Origin of the sequence: Pseudofrankia asymbiotica (assembly GCF_001983105.1) — a bacterium.
GTDB lineage: Bacteria > Actinomycetota > Actinomycetes > Frankiales > Frankiaceae > Pseudofrankia > Pseudofrankia asymbiotica.
In genome coordinates this window covers 17,759-43,680 of sequence record NZ_MOMC01000065.1, presented here as the reverse complement: position 1 = coordinate 43,680, position 25,922 = coordinate 17,759, and the positions used below count along the sequence as shown (strand labels likewise).

General features: G+C 68.8%; 25 protein-coding genes. 5 read left to right on the top strand and 20 right to left on the bottom strand.

Annotated elements, in window-relative coordinates:
• Positions 1 to 72: 72 nt before the first annotated feature.
• The 6 genes from BL253_RS29130 to BL253_RS29105 form a co-directional block, all read right to left on the bottom strand.
• Complete coding sequence (locus BL253_RS29130; RefSeq protein WP_076820511.1) at positions 73 to 948, bottom strand: amino acid ABC transporter permease; 876 nt, start codon at positions 946 to 948, stop codon at positions 73 to 75.
• Positions 949 to 1,050: 102 nt separating this feature from the next.
• The gene (locus BL253_RS29125; RefSeq protein ID WP_076820510.1) at positions 1,051 to 1,695 is read right to left on the bottom strand and encodes an amino acid ABC transporter permease; all 645 of its coding nucleotides are present in this window, start codon (positions 1,693 to 1,695) and stop codon (positions 1,051 to 1,053) included.
• Between the two features lie 30 nt (positions 1,696 to 1,725).
• Positions 1,726 to 2,667: a glutamate ABC transporter substrate-binding protein gene (locus tag BL253_RS29120; protein ID WP_076820509.1), complete on the bottom strand. Its 942-nt coding sequence runs from the start codon at positions 2,665 to 2,667 to the stop codon at positions 1,726 to 1,728.
• A gap of 186 nt (positions 2,668 to 2,853) precedes the next feature.
• The gene (locus BL253_RS29115) at positions 2,854 to 3,633 is read right to left on the bottom strand and encodes an amino acid ABC transporter ATP-binding protein (RefSeq protein WP_076820508.1); all 780 of its coding nucleotides are present in this window, start codon (positions 3,631 to 3,633) and stop codon (positions 2,854 to 2,856) included.
• A 381-nt stretch (positions 3,634 to 4,014) separates the two neighbouring features.
• Positions 4,015 to 4,944, bottom strand: coding sequence for a glutamate ABC transporter substrate-binding protein (locus BL253_RS29110; protein ID WP_076820507.1), 930 nt, complete (start codon positions 4,942 to 4,944; stop codon positions 4,015 to 4,017).
• A 777-nt stretch (positions 4,945 to 5,721) separates the two neighbouring features.
• Positions 5,722 to 7,947, bottom strand: a complete 2,226-nt coding sequence (locus tag BL253_RS29105; RefSeq protein WP_076820506.1) for an MMPL family transporter — start codon at positions 7,945 to 7,947, stop codon at positions 5,722 to 5,724.
• A gap of 976 nt (positions 7,948 to 8,923) precedes the next feature.
• Between BL253_RS29105 and BL253_RS29095 the strand changes: the two genes are divergently transcribed.
• On the top strand, positions 8,924 to 9,742 hold the full coding sequence (locus BL253_RS29095; protein WP_076820504.1) for a TNT domain-containing protein: 819 nt from the start codon (positions 8,924 to 8,926) through the stop codon (positions 9,740 to 9,742).
• A gap of 267 nt (positions 9,743 to 10,009) precedes the next feature.
• On the opposite strand, the gene BL253_RS29090 is transcribed toward BL253_RS29095, so the two are convergent.
• The 7 genes from BL253_RS29090 to BL253_RS29060 all read right to left on the bottom strand — a co-directional run bounded on the left by BL253_RS29090 (position 10,010) and on the right by BL253_RS29060 (position 16,735).
• Positions 10,010 to 11,125, bottom strand: coding sequence for a vWA domain-containing protein (locus BL253_RS29090; protein ID WP_076820503.1), 1,116 nt, complete (start codon positions 11,123 to 11,125; stop codon positions 10,010 to 10,012).
• Entirely contained in the window at positions 11,125 to 12,084 is a 960-nt protein-coding gene (locus BL253_RS29085; protein WP_076820502.1) for a VWA domain-containing protein, read from the bottom strand. The genes BL253_RS29090 and BL253_RS29085 overlap by 1 nt, the downstream gene beginning before the upstream one ends.
• Positions 12,081 to 12,968: a DUF58 domain-containing protein gene (locus BL253_RS29080; RefSeq protein WP_076820530.1), complete on the bottom strand. Its 888-nt coding sequence runs from the start codon at positions 12,966 to 12,968 to the stop codon at positions 12,081 to 12,083. The genes BL253_RS29085 and BL253_RS29080 overlap by 4 nt, the downstream gene beginning before the upstream one ends.
• An 8-nt stretch (positions 12,969 to 12,976) precedes the next feature.
• Complete coding sequence (locus BL253_RS29075; protein ID WP_198946440.1) at positions 12,977 to 14,161, bottom strand: AAA family ATPase; 1,185 nt, start codon at positions 14,159 to 14,161, stop codon at positions 12,977 to 12,979.
• A gap of 27 nt (positions 14,162 to 14,188) precedes the next feature.
• Positions 14,189 to 14,947 carry a S1C family serine protease gene (locus BL253_RS29070; RefSeq protein WP_241835254.1) on the bottom strand — a complete coding sequence of 253 codons (759 nt, stop codon included), beginning with the start codon at positions 14,945 to 14,947 and terminating at the stop codon, positions 14,189 to 14,191.
• 783 nt (positions 14,948 to 15,730) lie between these two features.
• Positions 15,731 to 16,060, bottom strand: coding sequence for a putative quinol monooxygenase (locus BL253_RS29065; protein WP_076820500.1), 330 nt, complete (start codon positions 16,058 to 16,060; stop codon positions 15,731 to 15,733).
• 234 nt (positions 16,061 to 16,294) lie between these two features.
• Positions 16,295 to 16,735 carry a nitroreductase/quinone reductase family protein gene (locus BL253_RS29060; protein ID WP_076820499.1) on the bottom strand — a complete coding sequence of 147 codons (441 nt, stop codon included), beginning with the start codon at positions 16,733 to 16,735 and terminating at the stop codon, positions 16,295 to 16,297.
• A gap of 122 nt (positions 16,736 to 16,857) precedes the next feature.
• Between BL253_RS29060 and BL253_RS29055 the strand changes: the two genes are divergently transcribed.
• A complete protein-coding gene (locus tag BL253_RS29055; RefSeq protein WP_081438807.1) occupies positions 16,858 to 17,238 on the top strand; it encodes a MarR family winged helix-turn-helix transcriptional regulator in 381 nt (126 codons plus the stop codon).
• A gap of 122 nt (positions 17,239 to 17,360) precedes the next feature.
• Here the strand turns inward: BL253_RS29055 and BL253_RS29050 are convergent, their stop codons facing one another.
• Positions 17,361 to 18,359, bottom strand: coding sequence for an asparaginase (locus BL253_RS29050; protein WP_076820497.1), 999 nt, complete (start codon positions 18,357 to 18,359; stop codon positions 17,361 to 17,363).
• 481 nt (positions 18,360 to 18,840) lie between these two features.
• Here BL253_RS29050 and BL253_RS29045 point away from each other — a divergent pair, with 481 nt between their 5' ends.
• Positions 18,841 to 19,248, top strand: coding sequence for an SAM-dependent methyltransferase (locus BL253_RS29045; protein ID WP_081438806.1), 408 nt, complete (start codon positions 18,841 to 18,843; stop codon positions 19,246 to 19,248).
• 314 nt (positions 19,249 to 19,562) lie between these two features.
• Here the strand turns inward: BL253_RS29045 and BL253_RS29040 are convergent, their stop codons facing one another.
• The 4 genes from BL253_RS29040 to BL253_RS29025 all read right to left on the bottom strand — a co-directional run bounded on the left by BL253_RS29040 (position 19,563) and on the right by BL253_RS29025 (position 21,526).
• Positions 19,563 to 19,772 carry a hypothetical protein gene (locus tag BL253_RS29040; protein ID WP_076820496.1) on the bottom strand — a complete coding sequence of 70 codons (210 nt, stop codon included), beginning with the start codon at positions 19,770 to 19,772 and terminating at the stop codon, positions 19,563 to 19,565.
• 43 nt (positions 19,773 to 19,815) lie between these two features.
• The gene (locus tag BL253_RS29035) at positions 19,816 to 20,196 is read right to left on the bottom strand and encodes a hypothetical protein (protein ID WP_076820495.1); all 381 of its coding nucleotides are present in this window, start codon (positions 20,194 to 20,196) and stop codon (positions 19,816 to 19,818) included.
• A gap of 428 nt (positions 20,197 to 20,624) precedes the next feature.
• Positions 20,625 to 20,861: a hypothetical protein gene (locus tag BL253_RS29030; RefSeq protein ID WP_076820494.1), complete on the bottom strand. Its 237-nt coding sequence runs from the start codon at positions 20,859 to 20,861 to the stop codon at positions 20,625 to 20,627.
• A gap of 287 nt (positions 20,862 to 21,148) precedes the next feature.
• Positions 21,149 to 21,526, bottom strand: coding sequence for a hypothetical protein (locus BL253_RS29025; RefSeq protein WP_076820493.1), 378 nt, complete (start codon positions 21,524 to 21,526; stop codon positions 21,149 to 21,151).
• 304 nt (positions 21,527 to 21,830) lie between these two features.
• On the opposite strand from BL253_RS29025, the gene BL253_RS29020 reads away from it, so the two are divergent.
• The gene (locus BL253_RS29020; RefSeq protein WP_076820492.1) at positions 21,831 to 22,628 is read left to right on the top strand and encodes a helix-turn-helix domain-containing protein; all 798 of its coding nucleotides are present in this window, start codon (positions 21,831 to 21,833) and stop codon (positions 22,626 to 22,628) included.
• A gap of 20 nt (positions 22,629 to 22,648) precedes the next feature.
• Here BL253_RS29020 and BL253_RS29015 read toward each other — a convergent pair whose 3' ends face one another.
• Both BL253_RS29015 and BL253_RS29010 read right to left on the bottom strand, forming a co-directional pair.
• Positions 22,649 to 23,386, bottom strand: coding sequence for an HAD family hydrolase (locus BL253_RS29015; protein WP_198946439.1), 738 nt, complete (start codon positions 23,384 to 23,386; stop codon positions 22,649 to 22,651).
• A gap of 327 nt (positions 23,387 to 23,713) precedes the next feature.
• On the bottom strand, positions 23,714 to 24,223 hold the full coding sequence (locus BL253_RS29010) for a hypothetical protein (protein WP_076820491.1): 510 nt from the start codon (positions 24,221 to 24,223) through the stop codon (positions 23,714 to 23,716).
• 140 nt (positions 24,224 to 24,363) lie between these two features.
• On the opposite strand from BL253_RS29010, the gene BL253_RS29005 reads away from it, so the two are divergent.
• Positions 24,364 to 24,597 (top strand): helix-turn-helix transcriptional regulator, encoded by a 234-nt coding sequence (locus tag BL253_RS29005; RefSeq protein WP_076820490.1) that lies wholly within the window; start codon positions 24,364 to 24,366, stop codon positions 24,595 to 24,597.
• Positions 24,598 to 25,922 lie beyond the last annotated feature (1,325 nt).

Sequence of the window (25,922 nt, the reverse complement as noted above, 5' to 3'; positions counted from 1 at the left end):
CGGCCGTGCTGGTCTCGCTGTTCGTGTTTCGCGCGGCCGAGACAGGGGCTGGGAGCGAGTCTCGTGCCTGGCTCAAGCGGCCGGCGTACTGAGGTTGGCGCCGACGACCAGCGGGTTCAGCGCGATCGACGCCTCGGCGGGCACCCGCGCACCGGGCCGCCGCTGCCTGGCCTCGAGCCGTCGCGCCAGGTAGGACAGGCTGGCGTTCACCGCGATGTAGACCACCGCCACGACGACATAGGCCTGCAGGACGGACTGCGCGTACTGCCCGGTGGTCTGCCCGCGGCGGAACAGCTCGGGGTAGGGCAGGACGAAGCCCAACGAGCTGTCCTTGAGCAACACCACGTACTGACTGACCAGGGACGGCACCATCCGGCGGATGGCCTGCGGCAGTAGAACGAGCCGCATCGTCTGCCAGAAGCCAAGGCCGAGCGCCGCCGCCGCCTCCCGCTGACCGGAGTGCAGCGAGACGACGCCGGTCCGGAAGATCTCGGCGAAGACGGCGCTGTTGTAAAGGGTCAGGCCTAGGACTAGGAACCAGAAGACGGGCAGGTCCAAGCCCATCGTCGGCAGCCCGAGCCCGATGAAGTAGATCAGCAGCAGGACCGGGATGGACAGCCAGAAGTGCGTGTACGTCGCCGCGGCAACTCGCAGCACCGCCGCCGGAGCCAGCCGGCAGACCGCGAGCAGGCAGCCGATCGTCAGCGAGAGCGCGCCGGCGACAGCGGCCACCTTCAGGGTGTTGAGCAGTCCGAACGCCAGGAACCGCAGGATGGTGGGGTCGGTGACGAAGGTCCAGTGGGCGCGGTCGAGCTGGTGGTGTGAGGACAGCCGAACGACCGCGACGGCGATCAGCAGGCCGACGAGCCCGAGGCCGACGACGGTGCCCACCGCGATCCAGACTCGTGCCCGCGGCCCCGGCTCGTCATAGAGAACAGTGGCGCTCACGGCGGCGTCCTTTCCTGGCGTGGGTCGTCGCGGTGGAGGCGGTGGCCCGGCAGACCGAGTGCCGCGGCCGCTTCCGGCGCGGTGAGAGCCCGTCCGCGGCGGTCACCGTGCCACCGCCACGCGGCGTTCGACGAGGCGGGTGACCGCGCCGAGAGGCAGGGTCACGACCATGTATGCCGCGGCGGCCGCGAGGTAGATCCAGACGGGGTTTGGGTCGGTGGTGTTGAGCTGGCCCGCCCGAGCGGTGAGTTCCAACACGCCGATCGGGGCGGCCAGGGATGTGTTGCGGACCAGCGCGGACAGCAGCGCGCCCAGCGGCGGTATGACCGTGCGAAATGCCTGCGGCAGCACGACGTACCGCAGCGTCTTGGTGAAGGTCAGGCCGAGCGAGCGGGCCGCCTCGGCCTGGCCGATGGGTACCGCGCTGATCCCGGAACGCAGCGCCTCGGCGACGAAGGCGCCGGTGTAGCCGCCCAGCACGAGGACAGCCGAGATGAACAGCGAGTACTTGACGCCCGTCTTCGGTAGTCCGTACACGAACAGGAAGAGCAGGACGAGTGGGGGCGTGTTGCGGACGGTTTCGACGTAGGCCAGCCCGGCCGCCCGGAGGGGGGCGGCCGGGCTGACCCGCGCCGTCGCGACGACCACACCGATGCCCAGCGCGAGCAGGAAGGACAGCGCGGTGAGCTTGAGGGTGGTCCACAGCCCCGACCCGAACACGTCGAGGTTGTCGAGGACGACGTTCACGGTGGGCTCCGAACGGGCCGGGTGCGGTGGTTAGGCGGTGTAGCGGTCGAGGGTTGGTGTGGTGGGGACGGTGGGTGCGACCTTGCCGACGGTGGACTGGAAGGCCTTGGCCCAGTCGCCGTTCTGGTAGGTCTCTTGGAGGGTGTCGTTGACGAAGGTGCGGAAGGCGTCGTCGCCCTTGGTCAGGCCGATGCCGTAGGGCTCGGTGGTGAAGGTCTTGCCGACGAGTTTGAGGTCGTCCTTGTGTTGTGAGATGAGGCCGAGCAGGACGACGTTGTCGGTGGTCTCGGCGTCGACCCTGCCGTCAAGGAGCTGTTCGGCGCAGGAGCTGTAGGTGTCGACGAGGACGACCTCGGCGGTTGGGGCCTGGGCTCGCAGGTTCTTCTCGGAGGTGGAGCCTTCGACGGTGCAGACTTTCTTGCCGTTGAGGTCGGTGACGCTCTTGATGGTGGTGTTGTCGGATTTGACCATGATGTCCTGGCCGGCGGTGTAGTAGGGGCCGGCGAAGTCGACGAGCTTTTTGCGTGCGTCGTTGATCGTGTAGGTGGCGATGACGACGTCTACCTTGCCCTGCTGGATGAACGGTTCGCGGTTCTTGGAGACGGTCTCGGTGAACTTGACCTTGTCGGGGCTGCCGAAGATCCGGATCGAGAGGAGTCGTGCGATCTCGGTGTCGAAGCCTTCGATCTTCGAGTTGGTCGGGTTCTGGAGGCCGAACAGTGGCTGGTCGTACTTGGTGCCGACGAGGATCTGTCCGCGCTTGCGGATCTTGTCGAGCGTCGGGCTGGCCGGGATGTCCGTGGCCTGGGTCAGCTTGTAACCGCCGGCCGAGGTGGCACCGCCGGCGGGGGCCGCACCCGGGCCACCACCGTCGTCACTGTCACCGCAGGCGGCGAGCGTCAGCGTGAGCGCGGCGGCCACGCCGACCGCGACGGCCGACAGGCGTGTCGAGATACGGGATCTTCCAAGCATTCTCTTCCTCCCTGATAGTTCCCCGCGCGGACGTCCGGCGGGGTGGAGAAACTGCGGGTGACTCTTTTCCGAACTACGGGTCAAATTTCTGGCCGACGAGTTCAGTGGTCGGCGTCGTTTCCGGTGGAGATGCCGATTCCGGTGCCGAGGAGGGGCCGAGCACCGGAGAGCGTCACCCGGGGCCGGTCAGTGGCTGAGAACCTTGCCGAGGAAATCCCTGGCGCGTTCCGATTTCGGGTTCGCGAAGAACTCCTCCGGCGGCGCCGTCTCGACGATGCGGCCGCCGTCCATGAAGACCACCCGGTTGGCGACGGTGCGGGCGAATCCCATCTCATGGGTGACCACGACCATCGTCATTCCCGACGCCGCGAGCTCGCGCATCACGTCGAGAACCTCGTTGATCATCTCGGGGTCGAGGGCTGACGTGGGCTCGTCGAAGAGCATGACCTTGGGCTCCATCGCCAGTGCCCGGGCGATCGCGGCCCGCTGCTGCTGGCCGCCACTCAGCTGGGCCGGCAACTGGTCGGCCTTGTCCCCGATACCCACCCGGTCGAGGAGCTCGCGGGCCGTCGCCTCGGCCTGCTTGCGCGGGATTCCCCGGACCTTGATCGGTGCCAGGGTGACGTTGTCCAGCACGTTGCGGTGGCTGAACAGGTTGAAGGACTGGAAGACCATGCCCACCTGCGCCCGTAGCCGGGCCAGCGCCCGGCCCTCCTGGGGCAGCGGGACCCCGTCGAGGGTGATGCTGCCCGAGCTGGCGACCTCCATCCGGTTGATGCAGCGGCACAGCGTCGACTTCCCGGACCCGGACGGCCCGATGACCACCACGACCTCGCCGCGGTCAACCGTCAGGTCGATGTCGTGGAGAACCTCGTGGGAACCGAACGACTTGCAGACCTTGTCCAGCACTATCAGCGGCTGACTTGTCGAGGCCGGCGGAGCCGATGCCTGCGGTGCCAGGGACATGGCTGTCCTGACCTCCTTTCCGAATGACGTCCGAGGGCATGCGAAAACAGATGTTCACGGCATGGTCGAGTCGTTTGCGTGGCCGTCGGGAACGGCCCGCGAGAGTAGCCTTCCCGTCGTCCTCCCGGCGATGGTCCGGAACCTCGTCCCCAGGTGAGACGGAAAGGATCCGGCGGCCGCGGTGTTGTTGTGGAGACCATAGGGAACCCCGTGCCCAGCGGTCCCGTTGCCTGAGAAAAAATTGAGGAAGCCGGACCGTGACTTAACCTGGCCGCTGGTGGCCCGCCTGGACGCACCTGGCCCACCCGGCCCACCTCACCCACGTAGGCCAGCCCGGTCGCCCCCTGCGGGCGACCAGGCTGGCCTACGTCGAGACCGCGGTCAGGCGGTGTAGCGGTCGAGGGTTGGTGTGGTGGGGACGGTGGGTGCGACCTTGCCGACGGTGGACTGGAAGGCCTTGGCCCAGTCGCCGTTCTGGTAGGTCTCTTGGAGGGTGTCGTTGACGAAGGTGCGGAAGGCGTCGTCGCCCTTGGTCAGGCCGATGCCGTAGGGCTCGGTGGTGAAGGTCTTGCCGACGAGTTTGAGGTCGTCCTTGTGTTGTGAGATGAGGCCGAGCAGGACGACGTTGTCGGTGGTCTCGGCGTCGACCCTGCCGTCAAGGAGCTGTTCGGCGCAGGAGCTGTAGGTGTCGACGAGGACGACCTCGGCGGTTGGGGCCTGGGCTCGCAGGTTCTTCTCGGAGGTGGAGCCTTCGACGGTGCAGACTTTCTTGCCGTTGAGGTCGGTGACGCTCTTGATGGTGGTGTTGTCGGATTTGACCATGATGTCCTGGCCGGCGGTGTAGTAGGGGCCGGCGAAGTCGACGAGCTTTTTGCGTGCGTCGTTGATCGTGTAGGTGGCGATGACGACGTCTACCTTGCCCTGCTGGATGAACGGTTCGCGGTTCTTGGAGACGGTCTCGGTGAACTTGACCTTGTCGGGGCTGCCGAAGATCCGGATCGAGAGGAGTCGTGCGATCTCGGTGTCGAAGCCTTCGATCTTCGAGTTGGTCGGGTTCTGGAGGCCGAACAGTGGCTGGTCGTACTTGGTGCCGACGAGGATCTGTCCGCGCTTGCGGATCTTGTCGAGCGTCGGGCTGGCCGGGATGTCCGTGGCCTGGGTCAGCTTGTAGCCACCGGCCGCCGCGGCGGTCCCGACAGCCGCCGGCCCGGGGTCCCCACCGCTGCCGCCGCATGCGGCGAGCGCCAGCGCGGCGGCCAGGCCGACCGCGACGGATGACACGCGCGCCGAGAGGCGGGATGGTCTGAACATGGGGTTCCCTTCCTGCTGTTTCCCCGCGCGGGGCCGCGGCGGGTGAAAATTCGCGAGCCTTCCAGCTCGCCGGACCGGGGCTACGCGCCCGGCGCCCTGAGGGCGATGGCGCGTGCGGCCAGTGGCTGAATGGCGTTCGAGGGCGCGAAAACGGGATTTCCCGGGCAGGGCGCAGCCGTGGGTCGCGATTTCCCGAAAAAAAGCCCGCGCGAGTGCCCTTACCCGTCGTCCTCTTTGAAGGTTTGTTTGAGATCTTCGAGCTTCGCCCAAGATAGGTGACGCCACCGCCGACCGCTGTCCAGATCGCGACAGATCCTTGTTTCTTTACTGCTCCCTTACTCCTCTTTTACTTCTTCGGGCGGCCCTGCTCCAGCCGCCGACGGCCCCGCCACTGAATGCTGTCCGGTTCGCGACAGATCTGCGGCTATTTCGCGAAGAATCGCGTTCAGGAAAGGTGTGCGCGAAAGCGGGAACCGCGGAACGCGGACGCCGGTGCTGACATGGGCGCGCGGCGTCGGACGCCGCGGCTCACCGAACTCGCCGTCGCCGTGTCGCCGTCGCGGTCGACGCCGGCCCGCTGGAACCAGCCGCCCGGGCCCGACGTCCGCCCTGCCGTGAAACGCACAGTCCGCACCGGCGGACGACCTCCGGTGCGGACTGAATGGAGCGGACTGAGCGGTGCGGACTGAAGGGTGCGGACTGTTGAAACGCACAGTCCGCACCGGCGGACGACCTCCGGTGCGGACTGTGCGGTGCGGACTGTGCTGTGGCGAAGGGCTAGTCGGTTACCTCGGACGGGCTGGCCTCACCCCGTGGCTCGGGGACCGCCACGGCGTCGGTGTCGGCAGCCCCGGCACCCGCGCCCGCGGTGGCGGTGGCGGTGGCGGTGGCCGGGACGACCGGGCGTGAGGGCGGTACGCGAAGCACCTTGGCCGCCCAGTCGGGCAGCCACCAGTTCCACTGGCCGAACAACGACACGAGCGCGGGCACCAGCACCGACCGAACGATGGTCGCGTCGAGCAGGATGCCGAAGCCCAACGCCGTCGCGAACGTCTTCAGGTCGGTGCCCGGCCCGGTGGCGAGCGCGATGAACGCCAGGAACAGGATCAGCGCGGCACTGGTCACCAGCCGGCCGGTGCGCCCGATTCCCTCGACGACGGCGCCGTTCGTGTCTCCCGTCCGGTCGTACTCCTCCCGGACGCGGGACAGGATGAACACCTCGTAGTCCATCGACAGGCCGAACAGGAACGCGAAGACCATCAGCGGGATCCAGAAGGTCACCGCTCCAGTGGCGTGCACGCCGAAGATCGCGCTGGATCCGTACCCGTTCTGCCAGAACAGCACCATGAAGCCGAGAGTCGCGCCCAGGGTGAGCAGGTTGAGGAGAACCGCCTTGATCGGGAGCAGGATCGATCGGAAGGCGCGGGCGAGAAGCACGAACGTCAGCAGCGCGATGATCGTGATCATCAGTGGGAAGTTGCCGTAGACGGCCTTCAGGAAGTCGATCTGGTCCGCGCCGATCCCGGCGACGCCGACGACGCCGGGCAGATCGGCGACAGCCGTCTTGACCTTGCGCACCGGTCCGATCGACGACGAGTTGACGGTCTCCGCCTCCGGGATCACGACCACGATGCTGTGCCCGGCGGCGGTCTGTCCGGCACCGGTCGCCACCACGGCCCGATCGACGCCGGGCACGTCACCCACGGCCTTGGCGACCGACTGCGCCTGTGGCGTGTCGACCAGCACCTCCATCGGCGTCAGGACACCGGTCGGCACGCCGCCGTCCTTCAGCGTCTGGAGAGCCGTGTAGGCCGGGCCGTTCTTGGCCAGGGACTCGGACGAGGCAAGGCCGATCTTGATGCCGGCGAACGCGGCGATGAGCAGGCCGAGGGCCAGCAGGGCCGCCCCCGCCGCGATGATCCTGCGCCGCACCACGGCCTTGGCCCACCGGGTCCAGGCCCGCCCGGCTCGGTTCTCGTGCCGGATCTTGGGCCAGTCGACCTTGGGGCCGATCCCGCCGAGAATCGCCGGCGTCAGCGTCAGCGTCGTGAACACGCTGGCCAGGGGGATCAGCGCGCCGCCCAGTCCGATGCTGCGCATGAACGGTACGGGGAGCACCACCAGCGCCAGCAGCCCGATCGCCACCGTGATGCCGCTGAACATCACCGCGTGACCGGCCGTCTGCATGGCGACCACGACGGCATCGTGGTTGTCGCGGCCGCGGTCCCGCTCCTCGCGCCAGCGGGTGACCAGGATGAGCGAGTAGTCGATCGCGACGCCGAGACCGATGAGGGCGACCAGGAACTCGACGATGAACGAGACATCGGTGAGGTAGGTCAACGGCAGCAGCAGGATGAAGGTGGTCAGGATCGAGGCGGCCGCCACGACCAGCGGCAGGAACGCCAGGAACGACGCGAAGACGAAGGCGAGCACCGCCAGCGCGCCGACGGCGCCGAGCAGGACCTCGGCGAACACGCCGGCGCCGCCACCGTCCGAGTCGCCGACGGCCAGGGCGTCCTGGCCGGTCACGCCGACCGTCGCGCCCGGGGGAGCCGCGTCCGTCAGCGCCGTCCTGATCGCGTCCGTCGGAAACGTCGCCGTCGGGTCGTGCAGGAACCGATAGAAGACGAGGGCATAGGAGGTGCGGTCATCCTTGGTGCGGAAGGCCTTGTCTCCGGTGTTCGCCTCGTCGACCACCCGGGTCTCCGGCACCTGCCGCTGCACCGCGGCGAACGCCTGCCCGACGGAGTCCTCCCGCCCGGTGACGACCTGGCCCTCGGGCATGGTGACGGTGACGATGTAGGGCGACGTCTTGCCGCCGGAGGTGAACTCCTTGTCGATCTGGTTCGCCGTCTCGGTGCCTGGTTGTCCCGGCAACGAAAAGTCAATGACAAGGCGATCGTTGGCCGGGCCGGTCAGCGCGATGCCGGCGACCACGATGAGAAGCCATCCGACCAATACAAGTCTGCGATGGTGAAGCACGAACTCTGCGATCCGGCGCACGAAACTCCCCTGCCTTGGAAGATCACGTCAAGCGGCTGAACACTAGCAAGGAGGACCGACAATCCAGCCGCGACTCATCGATCCGGGCGGGAAAGATGTCGGCCGCCGGGTGTGCCGTCGGTTACGTCGGACCGGTGATGCGGACTGGCCGGCAGGCATGACCGCGCTCCGTCGAAGACTTCACCGTACATCGTCAGGATCGCCGACCGGCTACGGCCCTGGCTTCTTCTTGTCTGGCATCCAGATGTCGGATCGCCGACACCTTTAGGTCGGATTCCGGCCATCAATGCGCGTGGGCGTGACGGCGACCGGAGGATAACCTTCCGGATCGTCGACGAGTCGCGTGGCGCGGCGAAGCCACGGAGTATGACCAACCCGCATCTCGGCAGGTGGCCAGTCGAGACCTCAAGGTAGTTCGGAGGCCAGATCGACGCGGCCGATGATCGCCCCAGTGGACGTGATCATGATCGTCGGTTCGCCCCATGGGAGCTGCCGGGCTGACCATCGGCAGCACGCCGCCGGGCCCGTCGGTGTCGCGGCCCGCAGCCGCGGCCGCGGCCGCGGCTGCGGCTGCGCCGACGGGCAGCCCATGCTGTGGCTCGCTGAGCGGGCCATCGCCCGCGCGCGGTGGCGTGGCCGCGGGGGCGGAGTCGGGTCCGCGGCGACGACCTGGGGGCCGACCGCGGTGAGCAGGCTGATGAACTGGCCGTCCGCGCGGTCAGGAGCCGCGCCGGCGGTCCGGAACTCGGCATTCCCCCTCGACAACCCCGCATTCCGCTTTTGACAACGCCGCATATGGACCGCTGTCCGTGTTTCGCCGTCGTGATGAGGAAAATCCTCCCACGTCAACCTTGGCGAGCCTTAAAGCGACGACACGCGGCACATTGCGCTCAGTCCGACCTGACCGCGAGGTCGGAGATCTTTTAACTACTCTCCGGAGTCGTCACGCCGGCGTGATCACTCCAGGGAGGAACGAGTGCGTTATCGCAAGACGCTTGTCTCACTGCTGGCCGGGGGGCTGCTTTTCGGCACGGCGGGTATGGCCTCGGCCGCGGTCGATACAGCGGGCGCGGCGCCGGTCGCGGAGGAGACGTCGGACGGGGCGTTGGCCGCGGAGGGCACGGCGGACGGGGTGCCGGTCGCGGTCGACGACCTCCGGTCGCTGATCGATCCCTTCGACCAGTGTTCGGCGGCGTCGTACCAGAACGATCCTCGTCTTGGGCCGGCGAAGCTCCCGTTCTTCGGCGAGGTCGGCGAACAGGTCAGTGACTACTCCAGAACCGGCGATGAGCCGACGCGCCAGTTCCTGGCGACCTGGTGGGACCCCTCGGCGAGCTTCTCCCCGTACCCGGCCACCCCGGGGAACTGGATGTACCCGCCGCAGAACGGCTTCTACCTCAACACCGACGGCTCGCCGATCCGCTCCGTGCAGTCGCTGGCCCCGGGCCAGCAGATCGACCGCTTCGGCCGGCCGACCGGCAGCTTTCTCGCCCCGCGCGGAACGGACTACGAGGACCGGTCCCTCCCACCGACCAACCTGAACGACCCCGCGAACCCGGGCGGGTGCAACTACCACGTCTACCAGGTGGTACGCCCGTTCTCCGTCTACGGAGGGGCGATTCGCCCGTGGTTCGACCAGTCCGGTGACGGCGTGCAGTACCAGTTGGTCTGCTCGCTGATTCCGGGATCGGAGGGCTCACCTCAGTGCGACCCGGCGACCGGGAACCTCCAGACCCAGTACCTGCTCTCCAACAACTACCTCACCGAAGTACCCGTGGACGACGACGGGATCTAGTGCCGCATTAGGCGACGCCGGCCCCGTCTTGGCATGGGAAGATCGCCGTTTTGGTCCTCGACGGGTGGTAATCGTGGCGGGTTCGCGACCATTTCAGGGCCCAAACAGCGGTCAGGTCGGCGGGCCGATCTTGGCGGACCCGGCACCAGCAGAAGGCTCGGGCGCCCGGATTCCTGACGGCGCCGGTATCAGGCTCCACTCGGCCAGCGAGCCACCAGGCCGCCGAACCGCCGAGCCACCTGATACCGGCGCCCCGCCCGAGGCCCGTCAGCTGGAGTTCTCCGCCGGCCGCGGTCTGCCCGGTGGCTGGCGTACCCGGTTCCACCACAGAGAAAGCGCGATGGCGGCGGCGATGAGCAGGCCGCCGATGCCGGCGAACAGGGCGGCGATGTCCTTGTGCCGATGGGTCACGGTGATGTTGTGGGGGAGGGCGGACAGCGCGTCCTGAAGCTGGCCCGCGTTCTGCGCCCGGTAGTAGGTGCCGCCGGTGGCGCCGGCGACCTGCCGCAGCGCGTCCTCGTCGATGATCCGCGGGTTGCGGTCGCCGAACCGACCGCCCCCGCCGCCGAAGCCGCCCCCGCCGCCGAAGCCCCCGCCGAAGCCGCCGCCGAACGGGCTGTCGCCGGCCTGCGAGCTGCTGCACACCAACGTCGACGGTGTCGTCGTGCCGAAACCGATCGTGTAGACGCGCAGGCGGCGCGCCGCGGCCTCCTTCGCCGCGGTCGCCGGGTCGACGCCCTGGGTGTTCGCGCCGTCGGTGAGCACGACGATGACGTCGGCCGCGTACGCCGCGCCGGCGCCGCCGCCGCCGTCGAGGTTCACCCCGGTCGGGGGGACCGACGGGTCGACGTCGGCGATCGCGTCGATGGACGCGAGGATTCCCTGGCCGATGGCGGTGCCACGCGACGTCGTCAGGGTCTTCAGTGCCGCCAGCAGCTTGCCGGTGTCGTCGGTCGGCGGGACGAGTAGTCCCGCGACGCCCGCGAAGGTGACCAGGCCGATGCGGGAGCCACCCGGCTGTGCCCTGATGAAGTCGGCGGCCGCCTTCTCGGCGGCGGTGAGCCGGTTCGGGGACACGTCCGTGGAGCACATCGAGCCGGAGACGTCCAGCGCCAGCAGGATCGTCGTCGAGTTGGACGTGACCGGCACGGTCGCCTGCGGGCGGGCCGCGCCGAGGCCGAGCGCGGCCAGCCCGACGAGCAGCAGGGCGACGGGAACGCGTCGCCGCCACAGCGTCCGGCCCGGCAGGGCGACGCGGACCAGCGCCACCGACGTGACGCGCACCGCGGCGCGCCGGCGCCGCCGCCGCGCCCACCAGGCGACCGCCGGCAGCAGCGGTATGGCCAGCAGCGTCAGCAGCGCCCATGGCCAGGTGAAGGACATCAGACGAGCCTTCCGGTGCGCGTCACGGTGAGGACTCCGCCGGCGGCCAGCAGAAGGACCGCGAACGCGGTGAACGCCCCGGCCAGCGGAAGGTCCTCGTTGTGGGTGGTCAGCCGCAGGTCGATGGTCGACGCGACGCCGTCGAGCTGGGGTGCGTCCGACGCGGGGTGGTAGGTGCCACCGGTCGTCTGGGCGATGGCCTTCAACGTGTCCTCGTCCAGCGCGGTGTGCAGCCGGTAGCCGTCGACGGTGACGACGCCGCCGTCCGCGGTGCCGACGCCGACCGTCTCGACGTGCACGCCCGCGGCCTCGGCGGCGCTCGCGGCGGCCTCGGTGGCGTCGGCGTCGCCGCGGTCCTCGCCGTCGGAGAACAGCACGATGGTCGCCGAGCTCCAGTAGCCGATGTCGGGCACGGTGCCGTCCCGTCCCAGCCGGACGGTCCTGCCTGTGATCGCCGAGAGCGAGGTGAGCAGCGCGTCGGCGAGCGACGTGCCGCCGGTGACGCTCAGGCGGTCGATCGCGGCCTCGGCCTCCCCGTGCTCGGCGCTGGGGAGATGGGTGGTGATCCCGCCGTTCTGGAAGGCGACGACGCCGACGTTGACGCTGCCGGGCTGGGCGTCGACGAACGCGGTCGCGGCCTTCTTCGCCGCGTCCAGCCGGGTCGGTTCGACGTCGGTCGCGGACATGCTGTTCGACACGTCCATGGCGACGATCACCGTTCCCGCGGCGCGGGAGACCGGGACGGACGCCGCCGGCCCCGCCGCCGCGACCGACAGCACCGCGATGCCCGCGAGGCTCAGCCAGAGGCCGAGCTGGGGAGCGCGCCGTCCCGCGGCGGTGGCCACGCCCGCCGCCGCGAGCGCCGCCCGCCGCCGACGGGACGCCTTCACGGTGGCGACGGCCAGCGCCGCGACGACGAGCCCGCCGAGGACAAGCAGCCAGGGAACGGCAAGGCTCACGCACGCCTCCACTGGGTGCTGGCGACGACCCCGACCAGGGAGGTGAGCAGGTCCCGGTCGGTGTCGATCCGGTGCAGCGGCACCCCGGCCCGGCGCATGCGGCCCGCCATCTCGGCCTCACGCTCCTCCACCGCGTCGCGCAACCGGGCCCGGAACAGCGGGTCGCTGGAGTCGACGAGCATCTGCTCGCCGGTCTCCGCGTCCTCGACGAGGACGAGCCCGGCCTCCGGCAGGTCGTCGTCGGCCGCGTCCACGACGCGCAGCGCCACGACGTCGTGCCGGTGCGCGAGGCGCAGCAGCGGCCGCTCCCACGCACCGGTGCCGATGAAGTCGGAGACGACGATGATCAGCGACCGGCGCCGCGCGAGCGACGCGACGGCCGCCAGCATCGCGGCGAAGTCGGTGGGGGCCGCCGTCGGAGGCGCGGTGGCCGTGCGGTCCAGCTCGTGGCCGATGCGCAGCACGTGGCCGCGCCCGGTGCCCGGCGGCACGACCCGCGTCGCGACGCCGTCGTGCAGCAGCGCGCCGACCCGGTTGCCGCCGCGGCCGAACAGCCTGGCCAGGGTCATCGCGAGGTCGGCCAGCACGTCATGCTTCGCGCGGCCCGGGGTGCCCACCGTCATCGACGCCGACCGGTCGAGGACGAGCCACAGGGTCAGCTCGCGGTCCTCGGTGAACTCGCGCACCTGCGGCTCGTCGAGCCGGGCGGTCGCGTTCCAGTCGATGCGGCGGGCGTCGTCCTCCTCGACGTAGGCGCGCAGGCCGGCGAAGTCGAGGCCCGCGCCGCGGTACGCCGTCCGGTAGGAGCCCAGCACCCGCCCGTCGAGGCGGCGGATCACCCGCCACTCCAGGCGCAGCAGCAGCCGGTCAGGCGCGCTCGTCATCGCGCGGCTCACCGGTCCCGCAGCGGGACCTCGGGCATCGACACGGCCGCGAGGACGCCGGCGATGACCGTGTCGGGATCGACGTCGTCCGCCAGCGCCTCGTACGACAGCACGACGCGGTGGCGCAGCACGTCGGGGGCGAGCTCGCGCAGGTCGTGCGGCACGGCGTAGTCCCTGCCCCGCAGGTACGCCAGCGCCCGGGCGCCCAGCACCAGGTTGATCGACGCGCGCGGGCTGGCGCCGTAGCTGACGTAGCGCTCCAGCTGGCCGAGCCCCACCGTTCCCGGCGAGCGGGTGGCCGTGACCAGCCGCACCGCGTAGTCGACGATGGCCGGGTCGACGTACACGGCCTGGACGCCCGCCCGCATCCGCACCAGGTCCTCGGGGGAGAGGATCGCCTGGGACGCCTCGGGCGRCCGCAGCGCCCGGTCGACGATGGCGTTCTCCTCCACCGCCGTCGGGTAACGCACGACGACCTTCATCATGAAACGGTCGACCTGGGCCTCCGGCAGCGGATAGGTGCCCTCGGACTCGATCGGGTTCTGGGTCGCCATCACCAGGAACGGGTCGGGGACGTGGAAGGTGTCGCGCCCGATGGTCACCTGACGCTCCTGCATCACCTCCAGCAGCGCGCTCTGTACCTTCGCCGGGGCCCGGTTGATCTCGTCGGCCAGCAGCAGGTTGGTGAAGACCGGGCCGAGCGAGGTCTCGAACTCGCCGGTGTGCTGCCGGTAGACCCGGGTGCCCACCAGGTCGGCGGGCAGCAGGTCCGGCGTGAACTGGATGCGCTGGAACTGCCCACCGATCGCACCGGCCAGCGACTTCACCGCCAGCGTCTTGGCCAGTCCCGGCACGCCCTCGACGAGTAGGTGACCGCCGGAGAGCAGGCCGATCGCCATCCGCTCCAGCAGCACGTCCTGCCCGACGATCGTGCGCTTGACCTCGAACAGCACCTGCTCGAGCGGGCTCGCGGAGGAGATCACGGCGGTCGCGGCAGCTGGCGTGGCGGGTGCCGCCATGCGGGCCGTCKCGCCCGTCGCGCTCGTCGCGCCCGTCGCGCCCGTCGCGCCCGTCGGCGTGGGCGCCACGGGTGCGGTGTTCCCGTTGTTCCCGTCGGCCGGTTTCTGGGCGCCGTCGTTCTTGGACCCCATCAGGCTCAGGTACCGCCGCTCGACCTCGTCCTGGTTCGACATCGTTATCTTTCGATACCTTCCGTGATGTCAGATCTGCGGTCCGCGACCGTCGCCGGGCCCGTTGCCGCCGCCGAGCGCGCTGCCGATGGGCACGGCGAAGCCGATCCCGGCGAACGCGTCGTCATGGCCCGGGTCCGCGATGGAGACGACGATTCCGACGACCAGGCCGTTCGCGTCGAGGAGCGGGCCGCCGGAGCTGCCCGGATTCACCGAGGCGTCGAACTGGATGAGGCCGGTGAACGTGCCACTGTCCGTGGGGGCGGTGCGGTCCACACCGGAGATGACGCCGGAGGAGACGCTGTAGTCCAGCCCCAGGGGGTTACCGACCGCGACGACCTCCCCGCCGACCTCGACCTGGCCGCCGAGCGTCGCCGGTACCACGGGCTGCGGCAGGGTCGCCGGGGTGAGCGTCGCGATGTCGTTCTTCGGGTCCGCCGACGCCACCGTGGCGGCGGAGGTGGTGCCATCGGCGAAGCGGAGGCTGATGGCGCCGCCGTCGGCGATGACATGGTTCGCGGTGAGGACCGTGCCGTCATCGGCGGCGATCACGCCCGAGCCGAGCGATCCGTCGGCCATCTGGATGACAACCACCGACGGCCCGATCCGCTGGTAGATGTCCGCGACGCTGGGAGTCCTGTTCGCGGTGGGGCTCGCCGAGACGGCCGGGCTKGGGAGCGCCTCCGAGTTGTCACCCGGCCGCAGCGCGAGCGCGACGACCGCGACGACCAGAGCGACGACGAGAACACCGCAGGCGGCCAGCACGCCGAGGGTGCCGCGCGGCCCCAATACCGTCCGAGGGCCGGACCAACGCGCCATACCGCGACAGTGCGGGCCATACCTTAGCCGTACCTGAACAAACGCTGTGGCCGACGCGAAATACTCAGGATTGGCCACCGCCGGTGACGCGGAAATCCGTCCCGGATTGGCGCACATCTCCGTGGCCGGTACCGGTCAATGGCCCCTGCCTGGGTCCTGGGTGTCGACCGAGCGGATGGCGGTCGGCCCGTCCAGCGCTGGGCCGACCGCCAAGATCGCCTCAACCGCTCGGAGTGAGGTCTCCGACCGCGGCCCGCACCGCCAGATCGTCAACGTGGCGTCGGCCCGCTCCGGTGCGGTGCCGCGGCAGCGAAGATCGTCCCCCGGTCGCGACGATTCATGATCGCCCTAACCGTGTTGTCGCGGTCGTGATCTGACCCGATTCTCGACCACGGCAACACGGTGGCGATGATCAACCGAGGCCGTCTGGCATCTCAGGGCCAGGGTGATGCCGACGGTCCTGTGAGAGAACGGCCGGTTCATGATCCGGTGGGATTTTCGGAGTCCTGACCCTCAAAAGTCCACCAGATCACTCGCGTCACTCGCGCGGGCGTCCGTGCCCTGCCCGTGCAAGGCTGGTCGGCCACGAGCGGCCTTTCGTCGCCCAGACGGCTGGCCGAATCCCGGTCCGGAAGGTGACGGCTTCGACCAAGCCGGGAGCCCGCCGGGGCGGCATGCCAGGCCGGCGCCATTGTGTCGCGTCGTCATAGGGGGCAGGCGGGGCGGCGCGGGTCGGGCCCAGGGCAGGCGCGGTCAGTCCTGTGCTGGTACGGCCATTTCGCCGAGCTGGGACCAGTCGTCCTGCGGAACGGACGCGTTGATGATGCGCGGGGTTTCGGCCAGGTGCTGGGGCAGCATCTGCTGGGCGGCCCGGAAGTGCGCGGACTGGACGTGGGCGGCGGCCGCGTCGTCCCGGAACGCCTCGACGAGAACGTATTCCGTGGGGTCCTCGATGCTGCGTGACCAGTCGAACCAGAGGCAGCCCGGCTCGCTCCGAGTGGCCCGGGTGAAATCCTCGACAATGGCCGGCCACCGGTCCGCGTCCTCCGGCCGGACGCGGAATTTGGCGGTGATGAAGATCATCGGACTCCCTCTCGGATTTCCTTGTCGACCACCGACCCGGCCACGTGCGCTGGCGCGTTCGGCGTGCCTGGCCTCGCCAGTCCGGGCGCGCGATTGCTGGACGCCGGTGCCGCGCTGAGACCCTACGCGACGACCTGACGCCGGGCGCGGCACGGCGCCGAGGCGCCGCTGGCTGGCCGGTGCCAGGCATGCCGTGGCCGCCGGTCGCCGTCTTCTACGCGCGCCGGCCGAGGGTCATGCCCGCGGCGCGGAGCGGGTGATGCGGAATGTCGGGTGGTCGGCCGGGTCGGGCAGGGCGCGGAACGACGCGCCGACGGTGGGCATCCGGCCGTAGTTCGCGAGATAGGCGTCGATCAGCGGCGGCCGGGCCGGCACAGGGACGTCGGCGACCTCGATGTCCTCGGTGCGGCCGCCGTGGTCGAGCTGGCCGCGGCCGGCGGCCGACAGGTTCAGTGACCAGTCGGTCTGGCCGCGGGCGGAGATGAGGTACCGATCGCCGTCGTGGTCCAGGACGGCGACGGGGGTCCGTTGCCGGCGGCCGCTCTGCCAGCCGTCGACCGAGAGCTGCCAGACGACGTCGGGGCGGAAGCGGGCCGCCATCCGGTTGCCCACGACACGGGCGAACCACGGCGGCTTCAGGTAGTGGCGGGGCGTCTCGGCGGGGTGTGCGCTCATGGCGACAACCGTAGGCATCTAAGGTTTAGATGTCAAAGCATTAGACATCGAAGTGTGAGTATGCTGGGCCCGTGATCCCGTCGCGCTCTCCCATCGGCCTCCACCTGGCGCGGACGGCCCGGATGGTCAGCCGCGCGTTCGACGAGGCGCTGGCGGCCGGCGGGGGGTCCATGCCGCTGTGGCTGGTGCTGCTGAACCTCAAGACGGGGGGCGCCCTGGCCAATCAGCGCGAGCTGGCCCGGGCCGTGGGCATCCGGGAGGCGACCCTCACCCACCACCTCAACGCGATCGAAGGCCAGGGCCTGGTCGTCCGGCGGCGTGACCCGGCGAACCGCCGGGTTCAGACCGTCGAGCTGACCGCGGCGGGGGAGGAGGCCTTCCTGCGGCTACGCGAGATCGTCGTCGACTTCGACCGTCGCCTCCGCGAAGGCTTCGCCGACCAGGAGATCGTCGATCTCGAGCGGCAGCTCGACCGGCTCGTGAACAACGTCGCGGGCACCTGACCGAGGCGATCCCGGCGGCGGTCGACGCGGTGTCGCGGCGCCCGCCCCGCGGCCGGCCTCGTGGAGTGCGGTCTACCAGCGAAGCGGTCTACCAGCGGAAGCGGACTACCAGCAGGCGCGGACTACCGGCGGGAGGCGGGTCCCTCGACCGCGGCGCGGAGATCCGCCGACCAGCCGAGTTCGCCTACCTGCTCGCCGCCGCCGGTGACCGGGACCGCTCGCCACCGCTCGACGGCCTGGCCTTCGCGACGCCAGTAGCTCAGCGCCGCGGCCAGCATTGGTCCGAGCCCGCGTGCGGCGCCGTCGTCGAGCTTGGCGGCGAAGGACCGCCCATCGGGCAGCGAAGCGGCGACCACGGCCTCGGCGCCGTCCTTGGCGAGCAGACCCGGCACGTCCGCGAGGAGGTGCGTGATGGGCCGGTCGGTTCCCCCAACGTGTACGGGATGTTCCCTCATCGCCGAGGACACGAGGACGGCGGATGATCCGTCTGCTCCGTCCGCGGCCCGGCTCAGCGAGGCGAAGGACCGCGCCAGCCCGATCAGACTGATCGCGTGCGCGGGCGCGCCACACCCGTCGACGGCCGTCGCGGCGACCGGCTCCCCGGCGTACCGCGCCACCTCCTCACAGATGAGGACCTGCAGCGGATGCGTCGGCAGCCGGTAGGTGTTCGTGTCCCATCCGGCCGCGCGACACGTCGCGAGCATCGCGGCGTGCTTGCCCGAGCAGTTATGGCAGATCGGCGACGCCTCGCCACCATGCCTGACCCACTGGAGGCGGGCCTCCTCGTTGCCGGGCCACGCCGGCGGGCAGAGCAGCGCCTCCTCGTCCAGGCCCGCGGACGTCAGGATCGCCCTGACCGTCTGCCGATGTACGGGCTCGCCGTCATGGCTGGCCGCGGCGAGGGCCAGCTGCTCGCCCCGCCCCGGGTAGCCGGCGTCGACCATGGCGGCCGCCTGGATCGGCTTGAGAGCCGAACGGGCGAAGACGGGCCGCTCCGGCGAACCGAAAGAGACCTCGACCGCGCCGTCGACGTCGAGCAGAACCAGCGCGCCGCGGTGCCAGGACTCGACGGTTCCCGACCGCGTCGTCGCAAGCAGGACCGGGTTCGCGACGCTATCCATGCCCGTACCGCCGGCCCGTCCAGGCACGCACACGAGCATCGGCACCCGCGGTACCCGCCACGCTCGACACCGTCACGAAGCCGAGTCTGGCCGCCACTCCCGTGCCTGTGCGTTTCCGTGTCGCCGGAACCACTGATCCGGCGAGCACGGCAACGTCCAGAATCGGCTCAGACCGTGATCCGGGATTGGGCGGGTCTGAAGGGACCTGTCTGGCCGATCTTGGCGGGTCATTCGGTCACCGGACTGGGGGGAGGAGGGGGAGAGTGCTCATGCGGAGCTGGGGCAGCGATCATGGTAATCACAGCGGCACCGGGCGCGAATGGACGGGCCCGCCGCCGAGCCCGTCCGTCACCCGTCAGGGTGGGTCCATGTCGGAGCGAAGTGCCGATGGTGTAAGAACTGTGGTGATCCACGCAAGGTGGACATCTGATCACTGTGCGGGTCGCTCGGCGGCCGGGACTCGACGACGGGGATGGCCTGGATGACCGACCAGCAGCAGGAGTCCGGCGCCGTCGGCGCGCTGGCGGAGCCAGCCGAGATCGACGTGACCAGGCCGAGCATCGCCCGGGTGTACGACGCCGTCCTCGGCGGCAAGGACAACTTCGAGGTCGACCGGGCCATCGCCGATGAGGCGCTGCGGATCGTGCCCGAGATCGGCGACGTCGGCCGGTACAACCRGGCGATCCTCCGCCGGGCCGTGACCTTCCTGACCAGGGAGGCCGGAATCCGCCAGTTCATCGACCTCGGCTCGGGCCTRCCGACCGTCGAGAACACCCATCAGGTGGCCCAGCGCCAGACGCCGGACGCCCAGGTCGTGTACGTCGACAACGACCGTTGCAAGTCGGGTTGTACACACGCGCTTGGGGGTCTGGCGTGGGGTAACGGGTAACCCTGGCTCGGGTCCATCGTAGCCGTCGTAGGGCCGGTTTCGGGGCCATCCTCGCCGCCCTGGTTACCTGTTACACCTTCGCATCGTCCCAGCTCATGGCCCATAAGACCGTAACCGGCGGTGTAACTCTGGAGTTACACCCCCGCCGTGTGGTTACACCCGAAGTGCTTGCAAGAACGCTTGCTGGCGCTTGTGGGAGCAAGCGCCCGAGGGTCCCCGGAGCGATCTGGGGTCTTCGCCGTATCTGCCCGCCGTGGCCCCTGAGGGCACGTAAGCGCGTCGAAACGTCTTCCCCACGGGAGGGGGGCCCGGACTCAGTGCCGGAGTCTGAGCACTCGGCCGGCGGCCTCGCTGGTGGCGGGGACGTAGTGGTCGGCGGTCGTGATGGTGGTCTGGTAGTAGGCGGTGACGGATCGGGCTACCGCGTCGCTGGTGGGCTCGGTACCGAGCATGATCGACCATTTGTCGATGCTCGTGGTCACGTGAACGGTGAACTCAATCGTCACCGTCTCGTCCTGCCTCATGGTCGGGGAACCTCGGTCGTGCGGGGGGCGGGGGGATTGGTGATCAGACAGGGGGGACAATTTTCGGACCTTCCATCAAGGCCGAATACGACGGACCGGCAGAGTGGCCGGATTCAAAGTCCGACCGTCGTGGCGGCACCGGCTCGCCGCTCATCCGGTCGCCCACGATCGCAGATAGACCGGCGTCCAGATCCAAGATGAGTGCCACGTCAGCCAAAATATCCGSGTGCGCGTTTTCTAGGAGCCGGTCCACATCGAGCGCGGGCTCAACCCGCGTGGCGTCTGCCGACGGCTCGTCGGTGACGCTGAGCGCGTCTTCCCAGACCCGAACCCTGATGACGCCAGCCATCATCTCCAGAACTCCGGCGGCCACCTCCGCCGGAGTCATTTCCCCGGGCGTGGGAATGGTGGCCCGGGCCTCCACACCTAGACCGTAGCTAAGTCTTAGGATCATCGCCGTCCTGTCTCCCGGGCACGTCCGCGTCATGCTGACCTGCGCTAGCAGAATGCTTGCAAAAGGAAGCACCGAAGCAAGCGCGCCCGGCCACTGCTGCGGCATCGGGCGGCGCGACAACCATGGTTGTCGCTCGGGTGTGCCGTGGGTGTAGCGGGTAGCGGCCCGCCGGGGCAGTCGCAGGCCCTGTGAGCCGGTTTCAGGGCCATCCACGCCCCCGCCGCTACCCGCTACATCCCCGCATCGTCCCAGCTCAAAGGCCGCGACACGGGTAGCGCGTGGGGTCGCGCCGCCGCTACACCCCCGCCACGCCCCTACACCCCCGCCACGCTTGCAGGACTGCTTGCAAACGCTCACTGGAGCAAGCAGACCCGGCATGGCCCGATCGCAAAGAGCCGTCAGTGCAGCTCCGCGTTGATAAGCCGCGCCCACGCCTGTTCTGCCTCGGCGCGATTCTCCGCGAACAACACGAGCCGGTCCTGCATCGGCATCGGATAGACCTCGGCAACAAGACCGTACGCCAAAAGGTGTTGGGACGCGCTCTCCGCACGGCTATGCGACGTGAAAACCCCCCCGATTCTCGCATCATCATCATCTGTCTCCGCGATCACGATCCACTGCTGAATAGCTTCCATTATTCCCGATCTTCCCCGCTGTTCAAGGTGTGCCCGGCTTCGCGCGTGCCCCGTGTTCGCTGATGTGAGCGGTGGTCTCAGTGCGCCGTGATGTTGACCTGTGGGAACATGTCGGCGAAAGGTGATCGCCGCTTTCTGGTCTTGCCAGACGGTAGTGCTCGACGTTGCGTCTCATACTGCTGAGTGATCAGGAAGTGCGCCCACTGTCGTTCGCTCGGGGGCAGCCGGTCTGACTCGTCCGCAGATGGCGCGTATGCCCGTCCCTCGTCGCTGGTCGCTTCCATGGCCTAAACGGGCGGGTACTTGCGGGTGGCGCGCCCGCGCAGGACATCGCGGGTGGGCACRCTGGCCCTTCCCCGCGTCAACCACGCGGGCGCGCCGGTCTGGGTGTCGGCGTGATCACTGGCCAGCAGGATAGCGGTAGCGATATCCAAAACCAGTTCGGTAGGTGACGGGACATTCTCCGCTTTGGGTGGTCTGGCCACGGCGTCCGGCTTGTCCCGGAAGGATCTCCCGTTAACCCAGATCTCGATGCAGGCCGCACCCGGAAGGACGTCCAGCAGGCACCACGCGAGCACCTGAGGGTTACCCACCTGATCGGCCATCCTCGCGGGGACGCTCGCATATGTGTCGGTTCCGTTGCCGAGTTCGTACCTCACGATCATGAATCCACCTTGCTCGCAGTCAGCCGCTCCCGGTGGGATGACGATCTTCCGGTCCTGCCCTGTCGCTGAGCCTGTCCGTTGGGTTGGGCACCGTGAATCGACGGACGGCCCCACCCTCGCGGGCAGCTCCCTCAGGGCTGATCGACAGCCATACCGTCAAGCGGGAGCCCGTACCTGGCCTCCCATGCTGGTCAGCGAACAGCACTCTGCACTGTTGTCGGCACCGCGTAACCGGGGCGTTGYGGGGCGTACCATTGGACGGCCAACGTCCCGCAACGTCCCAGGCGGAGAAGGGTGGGGTCGCATGCCCAATGAACGACTACGCGCCACACTTGTAGGCAGCGACTACGACGAACGCTCGCTCGCGGACGAACTTGGTCTCGACCCCAAGAGCGTTCAGCGCTGGATCATGAGAGACATCACGCCCCGCCGCACCACCGCATACCGTGCCGCCAAGATTCTCGGTGTTCCGCCCGCGTGGCTGTGGCCAGAGTTCGAAGCGGAACGCGAATCGGTTTCTCAGGCGGAGATCGTGACACTCTACCCGCATCGTTCCGACGTTCCTCGTCACCYATGGCTAGACCTTATGGCAACGGCGACGCAGAGAATCTGGCTCTATGCGAACGCAAGCCTTTTTCTGCCAGAAGGCAACCCGGAATCAATCGACCTCATCAGGCGCAAGGCTGAGAACGGTACGCAGGTAAGAATACTTATGGCGGACCCGGACAGCCCGCAGTGCATCACGCGAGGTATCGAGGAAAGACTGTTCGACGCCATACCCGCGCGCGTCCRCATGGCGCTTTCTTACTATGCGCCGCTGGCGGGAGTGCCCGGGGTAGAGTTCTTGCTTCATAAGGAGACGCTGTACAATTCAATATTCGTGTACGACGACGAGATGCTGGTAAACCAGCACGTTTACGGGATGTACGGCTACATGGCCCCTATCCTTCACCTGCGGCGAATGGAAGGTGGGGATTTTTTTGACATGTACACCCGGAGTTTTGAGCGCGTCCAAGAAGTTTCGCTGCCAGTCGAACAATCGAACTTCTGGCGACAGAGAGCCGCCGCAATCAGCGCCGCGGTCGCGAAAGTCAACAAGTAGCTATAGTCATCTGAGAAGAATCAGGTGCGAAAGGTCGAGACCGCATCTACAGCGGCGGCAGTGTTCCGAAGATCCGGCAGCACGATGTCCGCACCCTCGGCCCGCAATGCGTCCATGGTGTCAGAGCCGGTCGCAACAGCTATCACGTGCGCGCCACCAATCCGACCTGCGTGCACGTCGCGGGGCGTGTCCCCGATCAAGACCGTATTCGCCTTGTGGAACCTAACGCCGTATTTAGCTGTTGCCCGCTCCTGTGCGACGCCGACTAGATTTGCCCTTACGTCGTCGTCTGAACCGTACCCACCGACCTCGAAATCGATAAATCCGTCGAGCTTGAAGGTAGACAGCTTTATGACGGCGTTGGGCCTGWTGTTTCCGGTCAAGACGGACTGAACTACGCCCRGCGAAGCTTGGAGTGCAGTGAGCACGTCGCGTGCGCCGGGYAGTTCGTGACCACGGTCGCGCAATTCGTTTGCCTTCGACGACGTGGCGGATTCTAGGACTGCCGACACGCGRGAAACGTAGTCAAGAGTCGACTCTACTCCATGTGCAAGCAACATATTCCGCATGATCTCTGGCTGGGTGCGCCCGTCCGTTCGCGCAGGATGTTCCGCGCGCTGGCCCGTTAGCATCTCAAAAGCAAGCGCGTAGATCTTCTTATTGACACCATGATTTTCGGTCAGGGTGTGATCGATGTCCCACAACACGAGAAGCGGACGCATGGCAGCCGAGTCTAGCGCTATCGGCAGCACCCCCATACGTGCCTCGCACCAGCCGACGTGCCCACGCAGGGATCGGGACATGGAAGCGGAGGGTGCGCCAGGGAGGCGCAAGTGGTCAACCGTTCCCCATGACAAGGCTCGGCGCGCGACGTCACCGCGCGCACGATCAGCACCCAACTCCGATGGGCTGCCGCTTGCGTTTGCAAGCGCCTTGCTAGCGCTGGTCAGGGCTGTGGTGGTGTGCGTCGGTGTGTCCGGAGGGATCGGCTGAAGGTGATCTGAGGGTGGTTGCCACGGCTGAAACGGCGACGGCGGCCGGTACCCGAGAAGGGTGCCGGCCGCCGTGGCGGATCGGTCGGGTGGTCAGTGTCGGGCGCGTCGTTCGCGTAGCAGGTCCGCAAGGACCATGACCGTTTCCGGGGGCAGCCGCCAGACGAGGCCCGCCATCCGGGCGCCTGAGGCGCTGTCGGGTGCCGCCGCGAGCAGCTCCCACAGCGCGCACTGGTACGGCGTGATCCCACGGTCAGGCACCGCGCCGACATCGGGCACCCAGCCCGACAGGTCGCCTGGCACCGTCAACGCGTCTGCCGCCGCGTCGGGAGGCGGAACGGTCGGGGTGCGCCACGGCGAGGAGCCCGCGACGCCCACGGCGCTGTCCCGGAAGACCAGATCCACCGCCGCGCCGCCGGGTGTGACCGGCCGGTGGGTGACGTAGAACGCCGAGGGCAGCATCCCGGCCAGCGTCGCCAGCTCCCGCGCCGGGGCGCCCGCGTGCAGCCGCAGCGCCACATCACCATCGGGAAGCGGCACGATCCGCGCTGGCTGCCACCGCCCGGGCCAGCCGGCGCGCTCGTGTGGAGGAAGATTGGACATGGGTTGCCGTCCTGTCTGTGCACAGGTCTGTGATCAAGGTTCCGGTGTGGGTGCGGGAACACCCCGCCGGAACCGCCTACACCTCCAATATAGAACGCCACGTTCTAGATTTCTCGTGATCGAGGGAGAAAGCCCCCACCATGCCCGACGATGACCCGCTGCTTGGCTATCGCGAGATGGCCGAGCGAGCCGGCATCAAGCCCGTCACGCTCCGGTCCTACCGGAACCAGGGCCGGCTACCCCCGCCGGACGACGAGTCCGTACCCGACCGCCCACGCTGGCGCCTCTCGACCTTCGAAGCGTGGATGCGAGCCAGACCCGGCCACGGCGGACGACCCCCCAAGGCCAAGCCCGACCCCGACACGACAACTTGAGTTGTCGGTGCCATTCGGGACGCCGACACCGCCACGCCCGCCCGACACGACAACCCCCGTTGTCGACCGAGGGACGGGTACCACCCAGAGCGACAGCGACCAGCCCGCACCCGGCGACATCCGGACAGACCACGCCGTCACCGCCGGCGACGCGGTCTGACTGGGCGACGCGGTCTGGCTGTCGGTCTCACCCACCGCACGGCTATCGGTCTGACCCCCCGTCCTAGAGACGGGGGGTCAGACCGATACCAGCCATGCCGTGTTGACGCAGGTCAGCGCGACTGCCAGCAACCCCCCGCCTTGCCCCGACTTGGGTGCTGGAGGCACGTTATTTCTGCGTCGTCGGCCCGGCCGCCGGGGTCGGGAGCGTTGATCCGATGGCCTTGCTCGGCGGGCTCACGCTTCGCGGTCTCGCCCCTGGTTCGACGTCCTGGACGAGCCGCCGCGTCCTGACCGCCAGCCGGGTCGCGGAAGCTGCTCTGCCCGAGTGTCGAGCGCGCCCAGCGACGCCTGACCGCGTTGACCCAGCGCGGCGCGTTCGGACGTTCCGCGCGATCTGCTTGCTGGAGATAGCGGAAGCAAGCGTTTCCGCAAGCACCTTGGGGGTGTAGCGGCGTGGCGGGGGTGTAGCGGTGGCGCTACCGTCGACGCTACCGGCATTGTGGGCTGTAAGCAGGGCTGATGCGGGGGTGTAGCGGGTAGCGGCGGGTGCGGGTGTAGCCCGGAAACGGGCTCTACGGGGCTGCGGCGGCCTCGGGCGGGCGCTACCCGCTACCCGGGAACGCCCCGGCCCGGGTCGTTGCCGGTCACACGGCGGGGCGCCTTCTGGCCTACCGCGCCTAAGCAGCGTCGCTGTGACGCTGGGCAGAACCGCCAGCGCACAGCGATCTTGTGCGACAACCGGGGTTGTCGGGCTGGCGTGCGCCAGCGGGCTCGGTGGGCACGGGTGCGGCGACGGTGCACCCGTGGGGTTCTCGCGCTACCGGACATCGACAACCAAGGTTGTCGACTGTGTCTGACAGCGGCACCGGGCGTGGATGCCAGCGGGCGCGCCGGGAATCCCTTTTCGCTGTGATTTGGCACACATGCGTTTGCCGTATTTGCCGGAAATGCGCGGATTGTCGGTTGTCCTGTCCGATGCCCTATTGGGGGGCCTAACRGGGGGCCTGACGGAGGGCCTGCTTAGTAGGTACACCCAGGGTGGCGCGTTGGTGCAGCGTGGCGGGTGTGTGGGGGGTACCTGAGTAGGCCAAGACTTAGTGCCGTACTCGGCATCTTATCTAATCGTGGTGCTGGCCGGGTGCGGCCGGTGGAACGCGCGGGGT